Genomic DNA, 22,145 nt, shown 5'->3' with positions numbered 1-22,145 from the left:
GTCCGCGGATCAGCCCTTCTGCAGCTTCTCGATCGCCATGGCCAGCGCGCCGGGCTTGCCTGATAGCACCAGCGTATCGCCGTCCGCCAGCACCGTGTCGTCGGTCGCATCGGCCGCCTTGCCATCGCGGCGGCGCAGGCTCGCGACGCGTACCCCCAGGGCTTGAAGCGCAAGCCGCGCCAGCGGCTGGCCGATGGCCCGGGCACCGTCCGAAAGCGTAAAGGTGTTGAGCCGCTCGTGGTCGAGTTCGTCGGCGTTGTCGTCATCGGCGCCGTGAAAATAGCCGCGCAGCAGGTTGTAGCGGGCGTCCCGCTGGTCCTGCACCACGCGGATAACGCGCCGCATCGGCACGCCGACCAGCGCGAGGGCATGGCTTGCGAGCATCAGCGAACCCTCGATCGCTTCGGGCACGACCTCGGTCGCGCCGGCCGCCTGCAGTTTCTCGAGGTCACGATCGTCCTGGGTGCGCACGATCACCGGTACCTGCGGCGCGTGCGCCCGCGTGTTGGCCAGCACCTTGAGGGCGCCCGGCACGTCCTGGTAAGTGACGACCACCGCGCTGGCGCGCGCGAGGCCGGCCGCCATCAGCGCCTGCAGGCGCGCGGCGTCGCCGAACACGACCGAGTCGCCTGCCGCGGTGGCCTGCCGGACTCGATCCGGGTCCAGGTCCAGCGCCAGGTAAGGGATGCCTTCGCGCTCCAGCACGCGAGCGAGGTTCTGCCCGCAGCGCCCGTAGCCGCAGATGATCACGTGCTGGGCGGTATTGATCGTCTTGCGCGCGATCGTCGTCATCTGGAGCGACTGCTGCAGCCAGTCGCTCGCCACCAGCTTCCGAACGATGCGGTTGCTGTACATGATGATGAAAGGCGTCGACAGCATCGATAGCACCATCGAAGCCAGGACCGGATTCACCAGCCACGCCGGGAGCAGATCCTTCCCCTGAGCCAGGGCCAGCAGCACAAAGCCGAACTCCCCCGCCTGCGCGAGGTAGAGGCCGGTGCGCAGCGAGACGCCGGTGGTCGCGCCAAGCCAGCGGGCCAGCACCGTCACCAGCACCAACTTGAAGGTCAGCGGCAGCAACAGCAGCACGGCGACCAGCAGCCAGCGGTCGACGACGATGTGCCAGTCGAGCGACATCCCGATCGTGATGAAGAAAAGCCCCAGCAGCACGTCGTGAAAGGGCCGGATGTCCGTCTCCACCTGGTGCTTGAACTCGGTCTCCGACACCAACATGCCGGCCACGAAGGCGCCCAGCGCCAGGCTCAAGCCCGCCAGTTCGGTGAGCCACGCCAACCCCAGCGTGACCAGCAGCAGGTTGAGCATGAACAACTCCTCGCTGCGGCGGCGCGCGACCAGCGTGAGCCACCAGCGCATCACGCGCGGCCCGCCGTAGAGCAGGACCGCAATCAGGAACGTGGCCTTCAGCAGAGCGAAACCCAGCGCCTTCAGCAGGGTTTCCGGCGGCGCGCCGAGTGCGGGAATCAGCACCAGCAACGGCACCACGGCAAGATCCTGGAACAGCAGCACGCCCATCACGCGCTTGCCGTGCTCGCTGTCGAGTTCGAGGCGCTCCGCCATCAGCTTCACGACGATCGCGGTGCTGCTCATCGTGAGCGCGCCGGACAGCACGAAAGCGGTCTTCCATCCCAGGCGCCAGTTCGGCGGCAGCCAGTGGGCGATCAGCAATGCGCCGGCCGTCGCGATCGAGATGGTCAGCATCACCTGCAGCAGGCCCAGGCCGAAGACGTGCTTGCGCATGGTGCGCAGCTTGGGCAGGCTGAATTCCAGACCGATCACGAACATCAGGAAAACGACGCCGAACTCGCCCAGGTGCTGGATGCCTTCGGAGTTCTGGGCAAGAGCGAACGCATGCGGTCCGATCAGCACGCCGGCCGACAGATAGCCCAGCATCGGCGGCAGCTTGAAGTAGCGGCAGACGACCACGCCGATCACCGCGGCCAGCAGGTACATCAGCGTGAGATCGAGTGAGGACATGCGCGATGCTACTGAATGTTCCCGTGGGTTTGCGTCCAAAGTGTGCTCGCCAGCCCTGGCCGATAAAATCCGTCGATGAGCTCCCGCCCTGACCTGGCCTCGACGGCCGAACCCGACGCGATGCTCGCGCGGGCGCGTATCACCTTCGATATCGAGGCTGCGGCCGTGCTCGGCCTCAAGCAGCGTGTCGGGCCTAGCTTCGTCGAGGCCGTCCGCAAGATCCTCGATGTGCGCGGGCGCGTGGTCGTCATGGGCATGGGCAAGAGCGGGCATGTGGGCCGCAAGATCGCCGCCACGCTCGCATCGACCGGCACGCCGGCCATGTTCGTGCACCCAGCCGAAGCAAGCCACGGCGACCTTGGCATGATCAAGGCGGTCGACCTCGTGCTCGCGATCTCCAACAGCGGCGAGGTCGAGGAACTCACCGTCATCCTTCCCGTCGTCAAGCGACAGGGCGTGCCCCTGATCGCCATGACCGGCGGCGCCGACTCCACGCTCGCACGCCATGCGGACATCGTGCTGGACAGCGGTGTCGAGAAGGAGGCTTGCCCTCTCAACCTCGCGCCGACCGCCAGCACGACGGCGCAGATGGCCCTCGGAGACGCGCTCGCCGTTGCATTGCTCGATGCGCGCGGCTTCGGCACCGAGGACTTCGCCCGTTCGCACCCCGGCGGCGCGCTGGGCCGCAAGCTCCTCACGCACGTGAGCGACGTCATGCGCTCCGGCGACGCCGTGCCCCGCGTCAGTCCCGGAGCCAGCCTCAGCGAACTGATGCGCGAGATGAGTGCCAAGGGACTGGGCGCGACCGCGGTGATCGACCCCGATGGCCGGGCCATCGGCATCTTCACCGATGGCGACTTGCGCCGGCAGATCGAGACCGGCGCCGACCTGCGTGCCCTGACCGCGGGCGACGTGATGCATCCCGGCCCGCGCACGCTTCGCGCCGAAGCGCTCGCGGTCGAAGCGGCCGAGCTGATGGAAAAGCACCGCATCACCAGCGTGCTCGTGGTCGACGCGACCGGCCTCCTGATCGGCGCGCTCACCATCAACGACCTGATGCGCGCGAAGGTCATCTGATGCCGATCGAATTCAAGGCGGAGACCTTGCTCGCCGCCCAGGACGTGCGCGTTGCCTTCTTCGACGTCGACGGCGTGCTGACCGATGGCGGCGTCTATTTCAGCGAGCACGGCGAAACGCTCAAGCGCTTCAGCATCCTGGACGGTTACGGCCTCAAGCTGCTGCGCAGCGCGGGCATCACACCGGCCGTCATCACCGGTCGCGATTCCAAACCGCTGCGCGTCCGCCTCCAGGCGTTGGGCATCGAGCATGTGCGCTACGGCACGGAGGACAAGCTGCCGGCTGCCGAAGCCATGCTCGCGCACCTGGGCCTGAACTGGCCGCAGGCCGCTGCCATCGGCGACGACTGGCCCGACCTGCCCGTGCTGTCGCGCGCAGGCTTTGCCGCCGCACCCGCCAACGCGCATGCCGAAGTGCGCGCCATCGCACACCATGTGACGGCCGCACGCGGCGGCGAAGGTGCGGCACGCGAGTTCTGCGACCTGCTGCTGACCGCCGGCGGCCATTACCGGCGCTTGCTGGACGGTGCGCGGGGCCTTCACGCATGAAGTCGGCCTGGAGCCTGGTGCGCATCGGATTCGATCGCGCGACGATGTACCTGCCGCTCATCCTGATGGCGGCCCTGGCCCTTGGCACCTACTGGCTGGTGCGCAGCGCCCCCAAACTGCTGGAGCCAGCGGCCAAGGAAGCGCCGACGCACGAACCCGACTTCTTCATGCGGAGCTTCGTGGTCAAGAATTTCCTGCCGAACGGCGAGTTGAGCAGCGAACTGTTCGGCAAGGAAGGCCGTCACTATCCGGACACCGACACGCTCGAAGTCGACGACGTGCGGTGGCGCGCCATTTCCGAAGAAGGGCTGGTCACGCACGGTTCCGCGAAGCGCGGCCTGTCCAACGGCGACGGAAGCGAAATACAGCTCTTCGGCGACGCCGTCATCGTTCGCGACGCGGCCAAGACCGTCGATGGCAAGTTGGTGCCGCGACTGGAGTTTCGCGGCGAGTTCCTGCATGCCTTCCTGGACACTGAGCGCGTGAAGTCGCACAAGCCGGTCACGCTGATACGCGGTACAGACAAGTTCACGGCGGATTCGTTGGACTACGACAGCGGTACGGGGGTCGCCAATTTGCAGGGACGCGTGCACGGCGTGCTGATGCCGCGTGCGGCGCCGCCACCGGGAGAGAAGCGCTGACAGACCACACCCTTCCGGTAAAGCCGCGCGCGAGGCCCGTTGCTTTCATCACGGGCGCATCGAGCGGCATTGGCCAGGCGTTGGCGGTGCGCTTTCACGACGCGGGCTACGATCTGGCCCTGGTTGCCCGGCGTACGGCGGAGATCGAGGCCTGGGCAGCGTCCCAGCGGATCGATGCCGGCCGATGCCGGATCTACAGCGCCGATGTGGCGGTGATCGACAGCATCGTGGCAGCCGGCACTGCCTGCGTGCAGCAACAGGGTGTGCCCGATGTGGTGATCGCCAACGCCGGCATCAGCGTCGGAATGGACACCGCCGAACGCGAGGATCTCGATGTGCTCGCGCGGACATTGGCAATCAACAACATCGGACTGGCGGCGACCTTCCACCCGTTCATCGGTGGCATGAAGGCCCGGGGGAGTGGCCGGCTGGTCGGCATCGGAAGCGTCGCAGCGATACGCGGCCTCCCGGGCCACGGTGCGTACTGTGCGAGCAAGGCGGGCGTTGTCGCGTACTGCGAAAGCCTCCGGGGCGAGCTGCGCTCGAGCGGCGTGAAGGTCGTGACGATCTCCCCGGGCTATGTCGATACGCCCCTGACACAGGGCAATCGCTATGGCATGCCCTTTCTGATGCAGCCCGCGGATTTCGCCGACCGGGCATTCCGTGCGATCGACGCCGGAACAAGCTACCGCGTGATTCCCTGGCAGATGGGCGTGGTCGCGAAGATCATGCGCCTGCTTCCGAACGCCGTATTCGATCGAGCCGTCAAGGGCCGGGGTCGAAAGCGGCGATCCGGAGAATGACGAGTGACGATCAGCGGCGATCGCCCATGAAAAAAGGCTCCCTGGGGAGCCTTTTTGTCGTGCGTTCGGTTCGAAGTTCGGTTCAATAGCCGCTGTTGCCGCCATTGCCGCCGTAGCCACCGCGACCACCGCCGCCGCCACGCGGGCCAGCGCCGTAAGGGCTGCGGAAACCGCCGTCGCCACCACCGCCACCGCTGCGGCCACCACCACCACCACCACCGTAGCCACCGCCGCCGCCGCCATAGCCGCCACCGCCGCCGCTGCGACCACCGCCGCCGCCGCCGTAGCCGCCGCCACCACCACCACCGTACCCGCCACCGCCGCCGCCATAGCCGCCGCCACCGCTGCGCGGGGGACGTGCTTCCATCGGACGTGCTTCGTTCACGACCACGCTACGACCGCCCAGGGGCTGGCCGTTCATGCCATTGATGGCTGCTTGTGCTTCCGCGTCGCTGCCCATTTCGACGAAGCCAAAGCCCTTGGAGCGGCCCGTGTCGCGCTCCATCATGACCTTGGCGCTCGTCACGGCACCGAATTGCCCGAAGGCTTGCTCGAGATCACCGTCACGTACCGAGTAAGGCAGGTTACCGACGTACAGTTTGTTGCCCATCAAGGGACTCCTATAAACACATCAAGAAAAGCGATGGAGTCCCGAGAGCACCGTTCAACGGAAGAATCCGCCGAGCTGCGCGAAACTGACCGATCACCCAATCACCCCCACCAGAATTTGAGGGGAGGCTCGCGCATTATGGGTGAAATACGCCACGCACAAGTAGGAATTTGCCCCCACCCCCGCCCCCCTCAAAATTTTTGTTGACGTTAGCGCACACTTACTAATTCGCTCGCCGGCCGACTATAATCCGCGGGTCATTGGGGAGTAGCCGCCTTCCATCGCGAGAAGGGTTTGCGTCAACAGACTTGTCCTGCCTTCGTGCAAGACATGGCGCAGACAGTGTCCAGCCTGGCGAGACCTTTGACCGCGCGACTTCGGGATTCGGCCGAGGTGTCGTGCGGTCAATTGCGTCCTTCGGCCGTTGGAATCCCTTTTTCATGGAAGCTTTCTTCATTGCAACCGGCGTGGTCGCGCTCGCCGAAATGGGCGACAAGACCCAGTTGCTCTCCCTCGTGCTCGCCGCACGGTTCCGCAAGCCCTGGCCGATCGTCCTGGGCATCTTCGCGGCCACGGCCCTGAACCACGCGCTCGCGGGCGCCGTCGGCAACTGGGTCACACATTTCCTCGGGCCCGACGTGTTGCGATGGATCCTCGGCGGATCGTTCATCGCCATGGCGCTCTGGATGCTGATCCCCGACAAGCTCGATGACGAGGACGTGCCCAAGGCCTCGCATTTCGGCGTGTTCGGCACCACGCTCTTCGCCTTCTTCCTCGCGGAGATGGGCGACAAGACGCAGATCGCGACCGTGATGCTCGCCGCCCGCTATGTCGATGCCTACGTGTGGGTCGTGCTCGGCACCACGCTCGGCATGATGCTGGCCAATGCACCGGTGGTGTGGCTGGGCGAGCGCATCGTCAAGCGCGTGCCGATCAAACTCGTTCATAGCATCTCCGCCGTGATCTTCCTGGTGCTCGGCGTCGCCGCGTTGATCGGCTGGGGTTGACCGGCATATACTTCCAAGACGCGCCGATTTGCTCCAGCTTGCGGGCGCTTAACAAATGCAGCTAAAGACGGACGCCCGACCCGGCTCGTTTTTGGCGAGGCCGGGTTTTTTCATTCATGTCGTTCGTCGTCACTCCGCAATCGATGCATTTCGCCGGGCCGCTGGCTCTCACCAGCGGCGCGTCGATCAGCGACTACACGCTCGCCTTCGAGACCTACGGCGAACTCAATGCCGAGCGCAGCAATGCCGTGCTGGTCTGCCATGCGCTGAATGCATCGCACCATGTCGCCGGCGTGTATGCAGGCCAGGACAAGTCCGAGGGCTGGTGGGACAACATGATCGGCCCCGGCAAACCCGTGGACACCGATCGGTTCTTCGTCATCGGCATCAACAACCTAGGCTCCTGCTTCGGGTCGACCGGCCCGATGCACATCAACCCCGCCACGGGCCATGCCTACGGCGCCGACTTCCCCGTGGTCACGGTCGAGGATTGGGTCAACGCGCAAGCCGCTCTGCTCGATGCTCTCGGCATTCGCACACTCGCGGCAGTGATGGGCGGCAGCCTCGGCGGCATGCAGGCGCTGTCGTGGACGATGCAATACCCCGAGCGCGTGCAGCACGCCGTGGTCGTTGCCAGCGCGCCCAGCCTGACGGCCCAGAACATCGCTTTCAATGAGGTGGCACGCCGCGCGATCGTGACCGACCCCGATTTCAACGGCGGCCATTTCTATGAGCACGGCGTGATCCCCAAGCGCGGGCTGCGCATCGCCCGGATGATCGGCCACATCACCTACCAGAGCGACGACGTGATGAACGAGAAGTTCGGCCGGGCTTTGCGCAGCGCGGTCGAGGGCAGCGTCGACCACACGGACTTCCTCTATTCGACCCAGGAAGTCGAGTTCCAGATCGAAAGCTACCTGCGCTACAACGGCGACAAGTTCAGCGAGTACTTCGACGCCAACACCTATCTGCTCATCACGCGCGCACTCGACTATTTCGACCCCGCACGCGAGCACGGCGGCGACCTTCGCGCAGCGCTGGCGAAGGCGCAGGCCAAGTTTCTGATCGTGAGCTTCAGCACCGACTGGCGCTTCTCTCCGGCGCGCAGCCGCGAGATCGTCAAGGGCCTGCTCGACAACCGCCGCAACGTCAGCTACGCGGAAATCGACGCACCGCACGGGCACGACGCTTTCCTGCTCGACGATGTGCGCTACATGAGCGTGGTGCGCTCCTATTTCGACCGCATCGCAGGAGTCGAATCGGCATGAGCGACCAAGACACCCAACAACGCATCGCCCGCCTCGTGCCTGAAGGCGCACGAGTGCTCGACCTGGGCTGCGGCGACGGCGCGCTGCTCGACCTGCTGCAGCGCGAGCGCGGCTGCACCGGCTACGGCATCGAAATCGCCGACGGCAACGTTCTGAACTGTGTCCGGCGCGGCGTCGACGTGATCCAGCTCAACCTCGACGAAGGCCTCGCGATGTTCGACGACGCATCCTTCGACGTCGTACTTCAGATCGACACGCTGCAGCACCTGCGCAACGCCGAAGTGATGCTGCGCGAAACCGCGCGCGTGGGCCGCATCGGCATCGTGGCTTTTCCCAACTTCGCGCATTGGCCGAACCGAATCAGCATTGCGCGCGGCCGCATGCCCGTGACACGGCGCCTGCCCTACCAGTGGTACGACACGCCCAACATCCGCGTCGGTACCTTCAAGGACTTCGAGGTGCTCGCACGCAAGAACCGCCTCCGCGTGCTCGATGCATTCGGGCTGCAGGAAGGGCGCGAAGTCCGCTGGCTGCCGAATGCGCGCGCCGGCACCGCGGTCTTCAAGTTCGAACGCGAGCGCTAGCGAACGATGGCGGCCGAGCCCTGATGTGATGCCGTTCACTCTCGCCACGCCGCTCCACAGCGAACTGATCGTCAAGAAGAGCCGGTTCATCGGGTGCGTGCAGCCGGCGGTGGATCGCGCAGCGGCGCAGGCCATCGTCGACTCGTTGCGCAGCGAACATCCGGGTGCGGCACACGTATGCTGGGCCCTGATGGCGGGCGGACAGTCGGCGGCCAATGACGATGGCGAACCCGGCGGCACGGCGGGGCGCCCGATGCTGGAGGTGCTTCGCCATCACGACCTCGAAAGCGTGCTGGCCACCGTCGTGCGCTACTTCGGCGGGATCAAGCTCGGCGCGGGCGGCCTCTTGCGCGCCTACACCGACAGCGTTGCGCAGGCGCTTGCGGGCGCGTCGCTTCTCCCCCTGGTGCGACAACGCGGCCTGCATTGCGCGGTGCCCTATGCGTTCGAAGGCCTTCTTCGCCGCGAGATCGCCGCCGTCGGTGCCACGATCAGCGAAGTGCGGCACGACAGCATGGTGCATTTCTCCTTCACGCTGCCTGAACCGTCGGCCGCTGCATTCATTGCACGTCTCGACGATGCTGCGCAAGGGCGCGTCGCCTGGCTTTGATGCGCCGCCGCAGCATTTTTTCTCGACGCGAGACCGAATACTTTCAATAGGGAGCACAAAAGTTCAACTTTGCAATCAATCACGATTTATTCAGTTACGCCTCTTGCGCAATGAAGTGCCGCGAGCCGTAAGGGCCTTCTTACGATACGCGTTTTGAGGAGTTCCCCATTGGCCACACAGTCCCCCTTCTTCGGCAAACGTGATCGCGAAGCCGACAATCTCACCTCCCGTCCCGCGCCATTGATGGGTTCCGGTACCAATCTCTCGGGCACTCCCGTCAGTCCTTCCACTCTCACGACCCAAGCCGCCAATGCAGTCGCCAGCGTTGCCAAGGAAGGCGGCAGCAAGCTCACCGTCGGCCCGAACATCAAGCTGAAGGGCGTCGAGATCACCGATTGCGACACACTCGTCGTTGAAGGCCTTGTGGAAGCGACAATGGACTCGCGCGTCATGCAGATCGCCGAGCAAGGTGCCTTCAAGGGCTCTGCGGAGATCGACATCGCAGAGATCCGCGGTCTGTTCGACGGCAATCTCACCGTTCGCGAAAAGCTCGTGATTCATTCCACCGGCAAGGTCACCGGCAAGATCCGCTACGGCAAGATCGTTGTCGAAGAGGGCGGCCAACTGTCCGGCGAAATCAGCTTCGGCGCCGCCTCTGCCAGCAGCAAGCCTGCAGCTACGACCACGCCCTCGGCCCTGCAAGCAGCTGCCTGACGCTGCTCACTCCAGGCGCTTGATCAAGGCACCGGCAGCCGCCGGTGCCTTTTCTTTTGCGCCATTGATGAAGTAGACGAAGACGTCTCGGGCCCGCGATGCAGGCGCCTTGCCGTCCTCCACGTGCGGCAGCGCGGCGGGCGTGCCGCCCTTCGCCCATGTCTTCGCGGCCTCCGCCCACGCGTCCAGCGCCTTGGGCGCATACCCGTTCTCGAACTTCGCGTCGCTGTTCATCAGGCGTGCATAGACGAACTCGCCAGTCAGATCCGCGAACGACGGAAACTTCTCCGAGTCGGTGAAGACCGTCGCCACGGCGTGCTTGCGCGCGAGCGCGAGGTATTCCGGCGTCCGGAAACTGTCGTGTCGAACATCCAGCACGTGACGCAGCTCGCGGCTGCCTTCCTTTCTTGGCAGCAGTTCGAGAAAGCCCGCCAGATCCTCCGCATCGAAGGCCTTGGTCGGCATGAACTGCCACACGATCGGGCCCAGCTTCTCGCCAAGCTCGCCGATGCCACTGTCGACGAAACGCTTGATCGAATCGCCAGCCGTGGCAAGCAGCTTTCGGTTCGTCGCGAAGCGTGATGCCTTTAGTGAGAACACGAAGCCATCGGGCGTTTCGTCCCGCCACTTCTGGAAGGTCGTCGGCTTGAAAGTGCTGTAGTACGTGCCGTTGACTTCGATGGCCGTGAGCTGCCGGCTCGCGTAGTTCAACTCCTGCGCATGCGGCAAGCCGGCCGGATAGAAGGTGTTGCGCCAGGGTTCGTAGGTCCAGCCGCCGACGCCGACCCGGATGCGTTCGCTCGCGCCGCTCATGACCGGCCTCCCGCCACGAGCGAGGTGAAGCTCGAAACGTCGGTGTGGTGCGCATTCATGGCGTCTCTCGGCAGCGTTGGCGAAGCACGCCTTTTATCGCATTCACCGCCCGCATGTCATCTCCGGGCATGATCCGCCGGCACGTACTAACATCGTTCCCCCAACCCCGCGGAGAACTCCATGAACGCCCCCCTCCACCGCGAAATGCCTGCCGGTCTGCTCGACGCCGGGCGTGCGCTGTCCGATGTGTCGACCCAGTGGGACAACGACATCGTCAAGCAACTCACCGACTACATCGCGATCCCCGCGAAGTCGCCGGGCTTCGACAAGGATTGGGCGCAGAACGGCTACCTCGAGACGGTGCTGCGCAATGCCGCGGCCTGGGTCGAGGCGCAGAAGGTCGAAGGCCTGAAGCTGGAGATCGTGCGCCTCGAAGGCCGCACCCCCGTGCTTTTCTTCGAAGTCGCGGCCACCGGCACCGACATGAAGGAAACCGTGCTGATGTACGGCCACCTCGACAAGCAGCCCGAATTCACCGGCTGGCGCAACGATCTGGGCCCATGGACGCCCAAGTACGAGAACGGCCTGCTCTACGGACGCGGCGGTGCCGACGATGGCTATGCCGTGTACGCGAGCGTCGCCGCGCTGAAGGCGCTCAAGGCCCAGGGTGCGGCGCATCCGCGCATCGTGGGCCTGATCGAGACCTGCGAGGAATCCGGCTCCTACGACCTGCTGCCTTACGTGGATGCACTGCGCCCGCGCCTGGGTGACGTGTCGCTGGTCATCTGCCTGGATTCGGGCGCGGGCAACTACGACCAGCTGTGGCTTACCACTTCGCTGCGCGGCATGGCCAGCGGCACGCTCAAGGTCGAGGTCCTGACCGAAGGCGTGCACTCGGGCGACGCGTCCGGGCTCGTGCCGTCGAGCTTCCGCATCATGCGGCAGGTGCTCGACCGCCTCGAAGACAGCAAGACCGGCCGCCTGCTGCCCGAGAGCTTCCACTGCGCCGTGCCCGCCGAACGACTGGCGCAGGCGAAGGCGACGGCCGCGATCCTGGGCGAAGAGGTCTACAAGCGCTTCCCGTGGGCGCACTTCGATTGCGGCGGGTCGACGACCTTCGCGCTGCCGACCACCACCGATCCCGTGGACGCCCTGATCAATCGCACCTGGAAGCCGACGCTCTCGGTCACCGGCGCCGAAGGATTCCCCGCACTGAAAGACGCAGGCAATGTGCTGCGCCCCTACACCGCCTTCAAGCTCTCCCTGCGCCTGCCGCCGCTGGTCGAGGCCGACCAGGCGGTGCAGCAGCTCAAGACATTGCTCGAAGACAACGCACCCTACCAGGCGAAGGTCACTTTCGAAAGCGGTGGCGGAGCTACTGGATGGAACGCACCCGACACGGCGCCGTGGTTCGAAAGCGCGCTCAATGCCGCCTCGCGCGCGCACTTCGGCGCGGACTGCGGCTACATCGGGCAAGGCGGCACGATCCCGCTCATGAACATGCTGAGCGTCGGCTTTCCGAAGGCCCAGATGATGGTGTGCGGCGTGCTGGGGCCGAAGAGCAATGCCCACGGCCCCAATGAATTTCTGCATGTGCCCTATGCGAAGAAGCTCACGGCGGCAGTGGCCGAGGTGATTGCCGCATTGCCGGTCGCACGCGCCAGCGCGGCTTGAAGCCCCTCCACACCTTGCATGCGCCGGGCGGTGAAACGCTGGCGCTGCACGAGTGGCCGCTCGAACACGGCCGCGCCAAGGCGGTCGTTGTGCTGGTGCATGGCCTTGGCGAACACGCCGGACGCTATGCGCATGTCGCGGGACACCTCAATGCGTGGGGATTCGCCGTGCGTGCGGTCGATCACCATGGACACGGCGCGTCAAGCGGTGCACGCGGAGGCTTGCCTACAGCGAATCGATTGCTCGATGACCTCGCCCTCGTCGTCGATGACACGCGAGCGGCCTGTCCAGGGTTGCCGCTCGTGTTGCTGGGACATAGCCTCGGCGGACTGGTCGCCGCGAGCTTCGTTGCGCGCGCTGTGCGCCCGGTCGATGCGCTGGTGCTTTCTTCGCCTGCGCTGGATGCGGGCCTCAGCGGATTCCAGCGCTTTCTCATCGCGACGCTGTCACGCCTGGCGCCCGACCTGCGTGTGAGCAATGGACTCGACTTGAAGTACCTGTCGCACGACCCCGCCGTTGCGCCGGTCTATCGCGATGATCCGCTGTGCCACGACCGCATCGGCGCCCGGCTCGCGCGCTTTCTCGCCGACGAAGGCGCCGTCGTGCTGGCCGCGGCACCCACGTGGCATGTGCCAACGCTGTTGATCTATGCCGGCGACGATCGACTCGTCAGTCCTGACGGAAGCCGCGCCTTCGCGACCGCCGCGCCGGCATCGGTGCTCAGCACCATCTGCTTTCCGGCGCACTATCACGAGATCTTCAACGAGAGCGATGCCGCTCCGGTTTTCGACACGCTCCAGCGCTGGCTGGCCGAGCGCTTCCCCGCCCCTTAGGCCGCTGCAGGCGCCGTGCGCCGACGGTATGCGAGCCACAGCAGAGCCATGCCCGTCAGCACCACGGGCACCAGGGAGCCGAAGTTCAGCAGGCGCCAGCCCTGCGTGGTGACCAGCACGCCCGAAGCGAACGAACTCACCGCCAGCGTCGCGAAGACACAGAAGTTGAGCGCGCCCTGGGCCCGATCTCTTTCCTCGGGCGCATAGGTCGCGAGCGAGAGCGTGGTGCTGCCTGTGAACAGGAAGTTCCAGCCGACGCCCAGCATGAACAGCGCGATCAGAAACTGATGCAGGTCCACGCCCGAGAGCGCCACGGCGATGCAGCCGAAATTGAGCGCCAGCCCTGCGCCCATCACCGGCAGGACGCCGACGCGGCGGATCAGGTGGCCGGTGAAGAAGCCCGGGGCGAACATGCCGATCACGTGCCATTCGAGAACGAACGCGATGTCTTCGAAAGGCAGGCTGCAGACCTGCATGGCAATCGGCGTCGCCGCCATCAGCAGGTTCATCACGCCGAACCCCAGCGCGCCCGACACGGCCGCGACGATGAACGCCGGCTGGCGCGCGATCTCGCGCAGCGATCGGCCTCCCGTCGAACTGCTCTTGGCCGGCGGCGCGGGAAAATCGATGAACTGCATCATCACCATCGCCAGCAGTGCGACCGCGGCCAACGCGAGATAGGCGCCCGCGAAAGGCACCGAGAACCAGGTCCGGGTGGCGGCGGCGAGATTCGGCCCCGCCACCGCGCCGATCAGGCCACCGGCCATCACCAGCGACACCGCCTTCTCGCGCCAGTCGGGCGCAGCGAGTTCGGCCGCCGCAAAGCGATAGAGGCTGGCGTTGGCGTTGTAGTAGCCCGCCACCACCGTCGCGAAGCAGAGCAGCCAGAAGTCCTTCCAGATCGCGGCCTGGGCGCACAGCAGCGCCGAGCCCAGCGCCACGGCGATCCCGATCTGGAACGAGCGTCGCCGCCCGAAGCGCTTCTGCGTCCGCGCAACGAGGCCGGTGGCCAGCGCACCGCCCACCACGTATCCCATCACGGGCAGGGTCGCCATCCAGCCGCGCGGCGCCAGCGCCAGGCCGACAAGGCCATTGATGGCGATGAAGGCGACGTTGTTCGTCAGGAACAGGCCTTGGCAGATCGTGAGCAGCCAGAGATTGCGATTCATAGGACGGGAGGTGATGGCCAGGGAGTGGACGCCGGTTCTATCACGGGGGGTGCCAGCGCCGCCGCCAACAAAAATGGCGCCCGGAGGCGCCATGATTCTGGAGCGGGCTGCGTCAGCCCTTCTGCAGAAGTCCGCTGAGCGATGAGAGCAGATCGTCCTGATTGCCCAGCCCCTCCGCCGGCACCTGACCCTTCGGCGTCAGTTGGTCAATCAGCGTGGGCAGCATGGTGGCCAGCAAGGGCAGCAGCGTCGTGGCGTTGATACCGAGCTTCTGTGCAATGCCGGAGATGACATCGCCGCCGAGCGCCTGTTGCAACTGTCCGCCCGAGATGGGAGCGTTCTCGCCCGTGCCGACCCAGGAGCCGATGACGTCGCCCATGCCGGCCTGGTTGAACTTGGAGACCAGGCCCCCTAGTCCGCCGAGTTCGCCGTTGTTGGCGAGCAGGCCGCCGAGCGCGCCGGCCAGACCGCCGAGGTCACCATTGCTGCCAAGCAAGCCGCCAAGACCGCCGAGGCTTCCGACGTCGCCAGCCTGTGGTTGTGCCTGGGTGCCGCCGAGCACTTGTCCGAGAACTGAATCTAGCAATCCCATGATGGGCCTCCTGAACGTGTAATTTGGGGTGCGACTTTATTTCAGGCGCGGGGGGCGCTTCGCAAGCAAGGGCTCGCTCACGCCCTGCACGCCGACCAGCCCGAGAACGGTCACGAGGGCATTCTGCGCGCCCTTCCACCCGTCTGTCACGTCGATCCATTCCGAGAGTGCGTGAAAGCCGCCCGTCTTGCCGCCGCCACCGATGATGATGGCGGGGATGCCGAGCGACATCGGCACGTTCGCATCGGTGCTCGCCCCGGACAGCAGCGTCTTGTGACCGAAGGCGGCGTTCGATCGAACGGCGGCCTCGACGATCACCGAATCCGAGCCGGTGCGTCCGCCCGGCCGGTCGCCGATCAGCTTGTTGGAGGCGCTCAGCGTCGTGACGTTCCAGCGCTTGTTCTCTTCCGCCACCGCTTCGTCGATCGCCGCCAGCACCTTCTTTTCGGTGTCGAGCAGCGCGTTCATGTCGTCCGAGCGAATGTCGACCGCCATGCGCGCATCCGGCGCAATGGTGTTGACGGAAGTGCCGCCGCCCACCGTGCCGACGGTGAAGGTGGTCTTCGGAAAGCTGGGCGTCTTGATGTCGGCGATCTTGGCGATCGCGCGGCCCATGCCGTGGATGGCGCTGGGCACCTGGCCGAAGGCCGCGTAGCTGTGGCCGCCCGGCCCTTTGAAGGTCACCTCGTAGCGATGGCTTGCGGTGCCGAGCACCGTCACATTGCCTTCGGCCGCCGGTTCGACGCCCACCATGCCGTCGATGTCGAGATGGTCGCGGAAGATCGCCTTCATGCCACGCAGGTTGCCCAGCTCTTCCTCGCCGACATTGCCGACGAACAGCAGATCGCCCACGGTCTGGATCTTGTTGTCGTTCAGCACCTTGAGCCATGACAACAGCACAGCGAGACCGCGCGTGTCATCGGAAATGCCCGGCGCGTAGAGCTTGCCGTCACGCTCCTTCACCTTGACGTCGGTGCCGGCCGGGAACACGGTGTCCAGGTGGGCCGAGATCATCAGCTTCGGACCGTTGCCTGTGCCCTTACGCAGACCGATCACATTGCCTTCGCTGTCGATCCGGGCATCGGTCAATCCCAGCGCCTTCAGGCGCGCGAGGAAGGCCTCGGCGCGCTTCTGCTCCTTGAACGGCGGTGCCTCGATCTCGGTGAGCATCTTCAGGTCCTCGATCGAGCGCTCGTGATCGGCCTGCACCGCATCGAGCAGTTGCTTGATGCCGGGAGCGCCCAGGAGTTGCGTGTAGGCGTGATCGACGGCCGGTCTCACCTGCGTGGGGGTCGGCGCGACGGCGGATCCCTGGGCGTGAGCGACACCCGCAGCACACAGCGCAGCGAGCAGGATGGGCGCGACGCGCGAGGGGATGGAGCGAGACGGCATGAGGGTGCGCACTGATGAATATGAGGGGGAAGATGGGAGCGAAAGGAAGAAGGAACCGGCGCTTACTGGCCGGCGAGCAACGCCAGCGCCGCCAGCGCCGCGGTTTCGGCGCGCAGAACCCGCGGGCCGAGCGTGAGCGGCACGAAATCGCGCGCGATCGCGTCCTGCTCCTCGGCGGCGCTGAGGCCGCCTTCCGGCCCGCTCAGCACCCACGCGTTGCGCGCCTCGCTCGATGCTCCGTCGGCGATGTCGGACACCGGCCGGGTTCCATCGGCCAAGCTCAGGATGAAGCGTTCCGCATCGACGACGGGTTTCGCCAGCCAACCGGCCAGCGACTGCACCGGATGGATCACCGGCACGCGATTGCGCCCGCATTGTTCGCAGGCCGCAATGGCGACGGCCTCCCAATGCGCGCGCTTCTTGTCCGCGCGCTCGCCGGCGAGCCGCAACACGCCGTGCGCGGTCATGAGTGGCTGGATGCTCGCCACACCGAGTTCGGTCGCCTTTTCGACCAGCCAGTCCATCCGCTCGTTGGCAGGCATGCCGACGGCGAGATGCACGGCGCGTGGCGCTTCACGTTCGACGGTGGTGTGTGCACCGACCTGCACGGCGACTTCGCTGCGTCCCATGCGCTCGACCGTCGCTGCATACTCGCCGCCGCTGCCGTCGAACAGTATCAGCGCATCGCCCGGCTGCATTCGCAGCACCTGCACATGGCGCGCAGCGCCGGGTGGCAGCGTCAACGCGCTGTTCGCGGTCAGCGCCACTGCGCAGTGAAAGCGCGCCGTCACACCCGTCCGTAGGCGAACCCGGTCACGGGTTGGGTGCCTTCGACCTCGTCGATGACCCGCAGCAGCGGGGTGAGTTCGGTGTAGCGGCTGGCCGTCGCCCGGATGTAGGCGATGAAGCGCGGCGTGTCGGCGAGGTATTTCGGTTTGCCGTCACGCAACGTGAGTCGCGCGAAGATGCCGGCCACCTTCAGGTGGCGTTGCAGGCCCATCCATTCGACCGCGCGGTAGAAGGCGCCGAAGTCCTCGTCCACCGGCAGGCCGGCCTTGCGGGCCTGTTGCCAGTAGCGCACCGTCATGTCGAGCACGAATTCCTCGTCCCAGCTCAGGAAGGCGTCGCGCATCAGGCTCGCGATGTCGTAGGTGATCGGGCCGTGGACGGCATCCTGAAAGTCCAGCACGCCCAGCGCAGGACCGCCGGTGACCATCAGGTTGCGCGGCATGAAGTCGCGGTGCACGTAGACGCGCGGCGCGGCGAGGTTGTTCTCGACAATCAGCCTGAAGCTGCGATCGAGGCGCTCCTTGAGCTTGCCCTCGACGGGCAAGCCGCGGTGCTGCTCGATGTACCACTGCGGAAACAACGCAAGTTCACGCTCCAGCAGCGCCTGGTCGTAGGGCGGCAGCACCTCGGGCCGCGAGGACTTCTGCCAGAGGATCAATGCATCGATCGCCTGGGCGTAGAACGGCCGTGCGGTTTCGGGGCTGGCGGGATCGATCACGTCCAGCATGGTCTGCAGGCCCAGATCGTCCAGCAGCAGGAAGCCGTTGGCCTCGTCCCATTCGAGCACTCGCGGCGCGATCACGCCGGCGTCGGCCATCAGCTTCGCGACCTGCACGAAGGGGGTGCTGTTTTCCTGGGCGGGCGGGGCATCCATCACGATGCGGGTCCGCGCGCCGTCGCTGGTGTCGACGCGGAAATAGCGCCGGAAGCTCGCGTCGGCAGAAGCGAGGCGAACGCTATGCGGCAGCAGTTGGTGCGCGGCTGCAATGCGCTCCATCCACTGGCTGAACGCCTCGGCGCGGGTCGGATCGCTCCAGGCCGGGGGAAGAAAAGGTGTCGCGGCGCCGCTGGCCGATGGCTGGGAGGCTGTCATGGATAATCAATTCTACAAATCCGCCTGCTGCGGAGCCTCGCAACCTGCCGGCCCCTGGCGCCGTCTTCCCCCTCCAGACGTTATTTGTCCCGTACCTGATGCCTGACTTGAACCGAGCCGCCTGGCGCCGGTCCCGCCCGCCTTTGCCGCTGGCGGTGCTGTCGCTTGCCCTGTTGCATGCGCACAGTGCGTGCGCGCAGGATGCGGATCTCGATGCCCCGCTCGTGCTCAAGCGCACGCCGCAGCTCACCGAAACCATCACGCCGGAACAGCGCGGCCAGTTGCCCAGCTTCGTGTATGGCGACCGCATCTCCGGCCGCCCGGATCTCGAGACAGTGGTCGAGGGCAACGCAACGCTGCGCCGCGGCGACACCATGATCCGTGCCGATCGGCTGGAGTATTACCAGCCCGAAGACCTCGCCAAGGCGACCGGCAATGTCCATGTGAATCAGGCTGGCAACGTCTACGAAGGCCCCGAACTGCAACTTCGGCTCGAGACTTTCGAGGGCTTCTTCAACAACGTGCGCTATCGATTCCTGACCAACGGCGGCCACGGCACGGCGGAACGCATCGACTTCGTCGACAGCAATGTGTCGGTGGCCCGGCTGGCGACCTACACCACCTGCCGGCCCGAGGACTATCCGGGCTGGATGCCCGCATGGCTGCTGAGCGCCGCGACCCTCACGACCGACACCGAGGAAAACGTCGGCGTCGCGACCAACGCGCGGCTGACATTTATGGGTGTCAGCACGCCGCCGTTCCCGTCGCTCAGCTTCCCGCTCAGCAACGATCGCAAGAGCGGGCTTCTGCCGCCGGTCATCGGCATCGACAATGTCAATGGCGTCGACATCACCACGCCGTACTACTGGAACATCGCGCCCAATCGCGACGCGACGCTATACCCCACGCTGATGTCGAAGCGCGGCATCAACCTGGGCACCGAGTTCCGCTACCTCGAACAAAACTACAACGGCGAGATCCGGGCCGACTACATGCCCGACGATCGGCTGCGCGACCGCGACCGGTGGGGCATCTGGACCAACCATACGCAGCGGTTCGACGCCCAGTATTTCGGCCTCGACTCGCTGGTCGGCACGCTCAACATCAACCGCGTGAGCGACAACGACTACTGGCGCGACTTCACCCGCACGCCCTCGCTGACGCAGCGCCTGCTGGCGAACGATGGCACGCTCAGCTGGGCCAAGGGCGAATGGAGCGGGGTCGCGCGCGCACTGAGCTACCAGACGCTGCAGTACGCGCCCTCGCCGATCGTTCCGCCGTACGACCGGATGCCGCAGATCACGGCGAACTACAACAAGTACGACTGGAACGGCTTCGATTTTTCGTTCAATTCCGACTACAGCCGGTTCGAGGCGAAGCCGCTCGAGCAATGCATCGGAGCCCTTCCCGCCAACGCGCCCGTGGCGTGCCAGCCCAATGGCGAGCGCATTTTCGGCATCGCGACCTTGAGCCGGCCCTTCCTGACGCCGGGCACTTTCGTCGTCCCGAAACTGATGCTGAACGCCACGGCATACCAGTTCGATGCGCCTTTGCTGACCAACGGCGTCACCAACGCGACCCGTACCGTGCCGACGTTCAGCCTCGACAGCGGTCTGATCTTCGAGCGCGACACCAGCTTTTTCGGCCGATCCTTCCAGCAGACGCTGGAGCCTCGCGCCTACTACGTGTACACGCCGTTCCGCAACCAGAACTACCTGCCCAACTACGACTCGGCGTCCAACGACTTCAACTTCGCGACGATTTACACCGAAAACGCGTTTTCCGGCAACGACCGCATCTCCGACAGCAACCTGCTCACCCTGGGCGTGAGCACTCGCCTCATCGATCCCGACACCGGCGCCGAAGCGGCCCGCTTCGGCATCGCGCAGCGCCTGCGCTTTGAAGACCAGCTCGTCACCCTGCCCGGCGGCGCACCCGTGACGGACCGGCTGAGCGACATTCTCCTGGGCGCGCAGATCAACTGGACCCCGAAATGGAGCGTGGACGGCACGGTCCAATACAATCCGGATCAGCAAACGTCGACGCGCACGGCAATCAGCGCGCGCTACAACCCTGGGCCCTACCGCTCGATCAGCGCAGCCTACCGCTACCAGGCCAACAGCACTTCGACCTCCGAGGATGGCAACAAATCCATCGATGTCAGTTGGCAGTGGCCGCTGAACGATCTCTGGGGCGACAAAGGCAAGGATCTCGGTTCCGGCCGCGGTCAAGGAGGTGGGCGCTGGTACGCAGTGGGTCGGCTCAATTACAGTTTGCAGGACAGCAAGCTGACCGATGGCGTCCTGGGCTTCGAATACGACGGTTGCTGCTGGATCGGGCGCGTGGTGCTGGAACGCGTCACGACCGGGCAAGTCACCGCCAACACGCGGATCATGTTCCAGCTTGAGTTTGTCGGCTTTGCCAGCGTCGGGTCGAGTCCGAGGCGTACGTTGACGCAAAACATTCAGCGGTACACCCCCCTGCGCCAGCCGATCGCAGGGCCGAGCCGCTTCACCAATTACGACTGAGACCGAGCACCGCCATGAATCACCTCCGCTCCATCCTGACCCTGGCCTGTCTTGCCACCCTGGCGACGGCCTCCGGTGCGCAAGGAACCGGCATCACCGACATCATGCGTGCCGGCCCGCGTCTCGCGCCCGCTCCGACCGCGGCGCCGCGCGCGCCCGTGCCGAATGTGCAGCGCTCGGCCGAGTACATCGTCGCACTGGTCAATTCAGAGCCGATCACCAACACCGAGGTCCAGGCGCGCGCGGTCCGCATCCTTCGGGACAACCCGGAAGCAGCGCGCTATTCGCGCCAGGAACTGATGCGGCTGGTGCTCGAACGCCTCATCAATGAGCGTGCCCAGATGCAGGTGGCGAAGGAACAAGGCATCCGGGTCGACGACATCGCGATCGACCAGGCCGAGCAGACCGTGGCACGGAACAACCAGGTGAGCGTGACAGACTTGCGCCGCCGGGTCGCCGAAGAAGGCCTGTCGCAAGAGCAGTTCCGCCGCGAATTGCGGGAGCAGCTCACGCTGATTCGCCTGCGGGACCGCGAAATCGAAAACAAGATCAAGATCACCGACGTGGAGGTCGATCAGTTCATTCGTGACCAGCGCAGCGGCACCAATGCGGCGATTCCCCCCAACATCAACATCGCGCAGCTTCTGGTCGCCGTGCCGGAGTCGGCCAGCGACGCCGACGTGGCGAAGCTGCAGCAGCGCGCGCAGGGCCTGGCCCAGCGGGCGCGTGCCGGCGAGGACTTCACCAAGCTCGTGCAGGAGTTCTCCGATTCGCCCGACCGCGCCTCGGGCGGCGCCATCGGGATGCGCAGCGCGGAACGCTATCCGCAATTGCTCGTCGAGGCGACGCAATCCACGCCGGTCAATGGCATCGCCGGTCCGGTCCGTTCGGCTGCCGGCTTCCACGTGCTGAAGCTGCTGGCCAAGTCACAGCCCAATTCGGGCGACGCCGTGGTGACCCAGACGCAGGTCCGCCACATCCTGTTGCTCAACGATGCCAAACGCACGACGGCGGAGTCCATCGCGAAGCTGAACCAGTTCAAGCAGCAGGTGCAAAACGGGACGGCCGATTTCGCCGTGCTGGCGCGCGACAATTCGCAGGATGGCAGCGCCAAGGACGGCGGCGATCTGGGATGGGCGCGCCCCGGCCAGTTCGTGCCTGAATTCGAAGAAGCCATGAACCGGCTGGCCCCGGGCCAGACCAGCGACCCGCTAGTCTCGCGCTTCGGCGTGCACCTGATCCAGGTGGTCGGGCGTCGCGACGCCAAGCTGAGCCAAGCCGAACAGCGCGAAGCCGCGCGCGCAATGCTGCGCCAGAAGCGGATCGCGGAAGCCACCGAAACCTGGGCGCAGGAAGTGCGCGCACGGGCCTACGTGGAAATGCGCGAGCCGCCGCAATCGTGATC

At 65.7% G+C, this 22,145-nt stretch carries 21 protein-coding genes and 1 riboswitch; of the genes, 13 read left to right on the top strand and 8 right to left on the bottom strand.

Going from position 1 to position 22,145, the window contains the following annotated elements; translation table 11 throughout:
• Positions 1-9: 9 nt before the first annotated feature.
• Positions 10-1,995 carry a monovalent cation:proton antiporter family protein gene (locus QTI24_RS11320; protein WP_286600454.1) on the bottom strand — a complete coding sequence of 662 codons (1,986 nt, stop codon included), beginning with the start codon at positions 1,993-1,995 and terminating at the stop codon, positions 10-12.
• 75 nt (positions 1,996-2,070) lie between these two features.
• Here QTI24_RS11320 and QTI24_RS11315 point away from each other — a divergent pair, with 75 nt between their 5' ends.
• Genes QTI24_RS11315 through QTI24_RS11300 form a run of 4 tightly spaced genes read left to right on the top strand, consistent with a single transcriptional unit; the run spans position 2,071 to position 5,064 of the window.
• Positions 2,071-3,072, top strand: a complete 1,002-nt coding sequence (locus tag QTI24_RS11315; protein WP_286600453.1) for a KpsF/GutQ family sugar-phosphate isomerase — start codon at positions 2,071-2,073, stop codon at positions 3,070-3,072.
• Complete coding sequence (locus QTI24_RS11310) at positions 3,072-3,620, top strand: KdsC family phosphatase (RefSeq protein WP_286600451.1); 549 nt, start codon at positions 3,072-3,074, stop codon at positions 3,618-3,620. The genes QTI24_RS11315 and QTI24_RS11310 overlap by 1 nt, the downstream gene beginning before the upstream one ends.
• On the top strand, positions 3,617-4,261 hold the full coding sequence (lptC, locus tag QTI24_RS11305) for an LPS export ABC transporter periplasmic protein LptC (protein WP_286600450.1): 645 nt from the start codon (positions 3,617-3,619) through the stop codon (positions 4,259-4,261). The genes QTI24_RS11310 and lptC overlap by 4 nt, the downstream gene beginning before the upstream one ends.
• Positions 4,258-5,064: an SDR family oxidoreductase gene (locus tag QTI24_RS11300; RefSeq protein WP_286600798.1), complete on the top strand. Its 807-nt coding sequence runs from the start codon at positions 4,258-4,260 to the stop codon at positions 5,062-5,064. The genes lptC and QTI24_RS11300 overlap by 4 nt, the downstream gene beginning before the upstream one ends.
• Positions 5,065-5,146: 82 nt before the next feature.
• Here the strand turns inward: QTI24_RS11300 and rbp are convergent, their stop codons facing one another.
• Positions 5,147-5,674, bottom strand: coding sequence for an RNA-binding regulator (gene rbp, locus QTI24_RS11295; RefSeq protein WP_286600449.1), 528 nt, complete (start codon positions 5,672-5,674; stop codon positions 5,147-5,149).
• Between the two features lie 250 nt (positions 5,675-5,924).
• A riboswitch (yybP-ykoY riboswitch) is annotated at positions 5,925-6,107 on the top strand.
• A gap of 7 nt (positions 6,108-6,114) precedes the next feature.
• On the opposite strand from rbp, the gene QTI24_RS11290 reads away from it, so the two are divergent.
• The 5 genes from QTI24_RS11290 to QTI24_RS11270 all read left to right on the top strand — a co-directional run bounded on the left by QTI24_RS11290 (position 6,115) and on the right by QTI24_RS11270 (position 9,857).
• Positions 6,115-6,681 carry a TMEM165/GDT1 family protein gene (locus QTI24_RS11290; RefSeq protein ID WP_286600447.1) on the top strand — a complete coding sequence of 189 codons (567 nt, stop codon included), beginning with the start codon at positions 6,115-6,117 and terminating at the stop codon, positions 6,679-6,681.
• Positions 6,682-6,797: 116 nt separating this feature from the next.
• The gene (metX, locus tag QTI24_RS11285) at positions 6,798-7,949 is read left to right on the top strand and encodes a homoserine O-succinyltransferase MetX (protein WP_286600446.1); all 1,152 of its coding nucleotides are present in this window, start codon (positions 6,798-6,800) and stop codon (positions 7,947-7,949) included.
• On the top strand, positions 7,946-8,533 hold the full coding sequence (gene metW / locus QTI24_RS11280; RefSeq protein WP_286600445.1) for a methionine biosynthesis protein MetW: 588 nt from the start codon (positions 7,946-7,948) through the stop codon (positions 8,531-8,533). The genes metX and metW overlap by 4 nt, the downstream gene beginning before the upstream one ends.
• 28 nt (positions 8,534-8,561) lie before the next feature.
• Positions 8,562-9,143: an IMPACT family protein gene (locus QTI24_RS11275; protein WP_286600444.1), complete on the top strand. Its 582-nt coding sequence runs from the start codon at positions 8,562-8,564 to the stop codon at positions 9,141-9,143.
• A 168-nt stretch (positions 9,144-9,311) separates the two neighbouring features.
• Positions 9,312-9,857 (top strand): bactofilin family protein, encoded by a 546-nt coding sequence (locus QTI24_RS11270; RefSeq protein WP_286600442.1) that lies wholly within the window; start codon positions 9,312-9,314, stop codon positions 9,855-9,857.
• Between the two features lie 6 nt (positions 9,858-9,863).
• Here the strand turns inward: QTI24_RS11270 and QTI24_RS11265 are convergent, their stop codons facing one another.
• Complete coding sequence (locus tag QTI24_RS11265; protein ID WP_286600441.1) at positions 9,864-10,670, bottom strand: DUF72 domain-containing protein; 807 nt, start codon at positions 10,668-10,670, stop codon at positions 9,864-9,866.
• A 180-nt stretch (positions 10,671-10,850) separates the two neighbouring features.
• Here QTI24_RS11265 and QTI24_RS11260 point away from each other — a divergent pair, with 180 nt between their 5' ends.
• The gene (locus tag QTI24_RS11260) at positions 10,851-12,344 is read left to right on the top strand and encodes a M20 family metallopeptidase (RefSeq protein WP_286600440.1); all 1,494 of its coding nucleotides are present in this window, start codon (positions 10,851-10,853) and stop codon (positions 12,342-12,344) included.
• Positions 12,341-13,177: an alpha/beta hydrolase gene (locus QTI24_RS11255; RefSeq protein WP_286600439.1), complete on the top strand. Its 837-nt coding sequence runs from the start codon at positions 12,341-12,343 to the stop codon at positions 13,175-13,177. The genes QTI24_RS11260 and QTI24_RS11255 overlap by 4 nt, the downstream gene beginning before the upstream one ends.
• Here QTI24_RS11255 and QTI24_RS11250 read toward each other — a convergent pair.
• The 5 genes from QTI24_RS11250 to QTI24_RS11230 all read right to left on the bottom strand — a co-directional run bounded on the left by QTI24_RS11250 (position 13,174) and on the right by QTI24_RS11230 (position 18,212).
• Positions 13,174-14,346: an MFS transporter gene (locus tag QTI24_RS11250; protein ID WP_286600438.1), complete on the bottom strand. Its 1,173-nt coding sequence runs from the start codon at positions 14,344-14,346 to the stop codon at positions 13,174-13,176. The two genes, QTI24_RS11255 and QTI24_RS11250, sit on opposite strands and share 4 nt — an antisense overlap.
• A gap of 112 nt (positions 14,347-14,458) precedes the next feature.
• A complete protein-coding gene (locus QTI24_RS11245; RefSeq protein ID WP_286600437.1) occupies positions 14,459-14,938 on the bottom strand; it encodes a YidB family protein in 480 nt (159 codons plus the stop codon).
• Between the two features lie 36 nt (positions 14,939-14,974).
• Complete coding sequence (locus QTI24_RS11240) at positions 14,975-16,330, bottom strand: M20/M25/M40 family metallo-hydrolase (protein WP_286600436.1); 1,356 nt, start codon at positions 16,328-16,330, stop codon at positions 14,975-14,977.
• A 62-nt stretch (positions 16,331-16,392) separates the two neighbouring features.
• A complete protein-coding gene (locus QTI24_RS11235) occupies positions 16,393-17,121 on the bottom strand; it encodes a 16S rRNA (uracil(1498)-N(3))-methyltransferase (RefSeq protein ID WP_286600434.1) in 729 nt (242 codons plus the stop codon).
• Complete coding sequence (locus QTI24_RS11230; protein ID WP_286600433.1) at positions 17,118-18,212, bottom strand: aminoglycoside phosphotransferase family protein; 1,095 nt, start codon at positions 18,210-18,212, stop codon at positions 17,118-17,120. Before QTI24_RS11230 ends, QTI24_RS11235 begins: the two co-directional genes overlap by 4 nt.
• 98 nt (positions 18,213-18,310) lie before the next feature.
• Between QTI24_RS11230 and QTI24_RS11225 the strand changes: the two genes are divergently transcribed.
• Positions 18,311-20,740, top strand: coding sequence for an LPS-assembly protein LptD (locus QTI24_RS11225; RefSeq protein ID WP_286618429.1), 2,430 nt, complete (start codon positions 18,311-18,313; stop codon positions 20,738-20,740).
• Positions 20,741-20,754: 14 nt separating this feature from the next.
• Complete coding sequence (locus QTI24_RS11220; RefSeq protein ID WP_286600430.1) at positions 20,755-22,143, top strand: peptidylprolyl isomerase; 1,389 nt, start codon at positions 20,755-20,757, stop codon at positions 22,141-22,143.
• The last annotated feature ends 2 nt before the right edge of the window (positions 22,144-22,145 follow it).

It is taken from the genome of Variovorax sp. J22P240 (assembly GCF_030316855.1).
GTDB lineage: Bacteria > Pseudomonadota > Gammaproteobacteria > Burkholderiales > Burkholderiaceae_C > Variovorax.
This window is presented reverse-complemented; position numbering and strand designations above follow the sequence as displayed.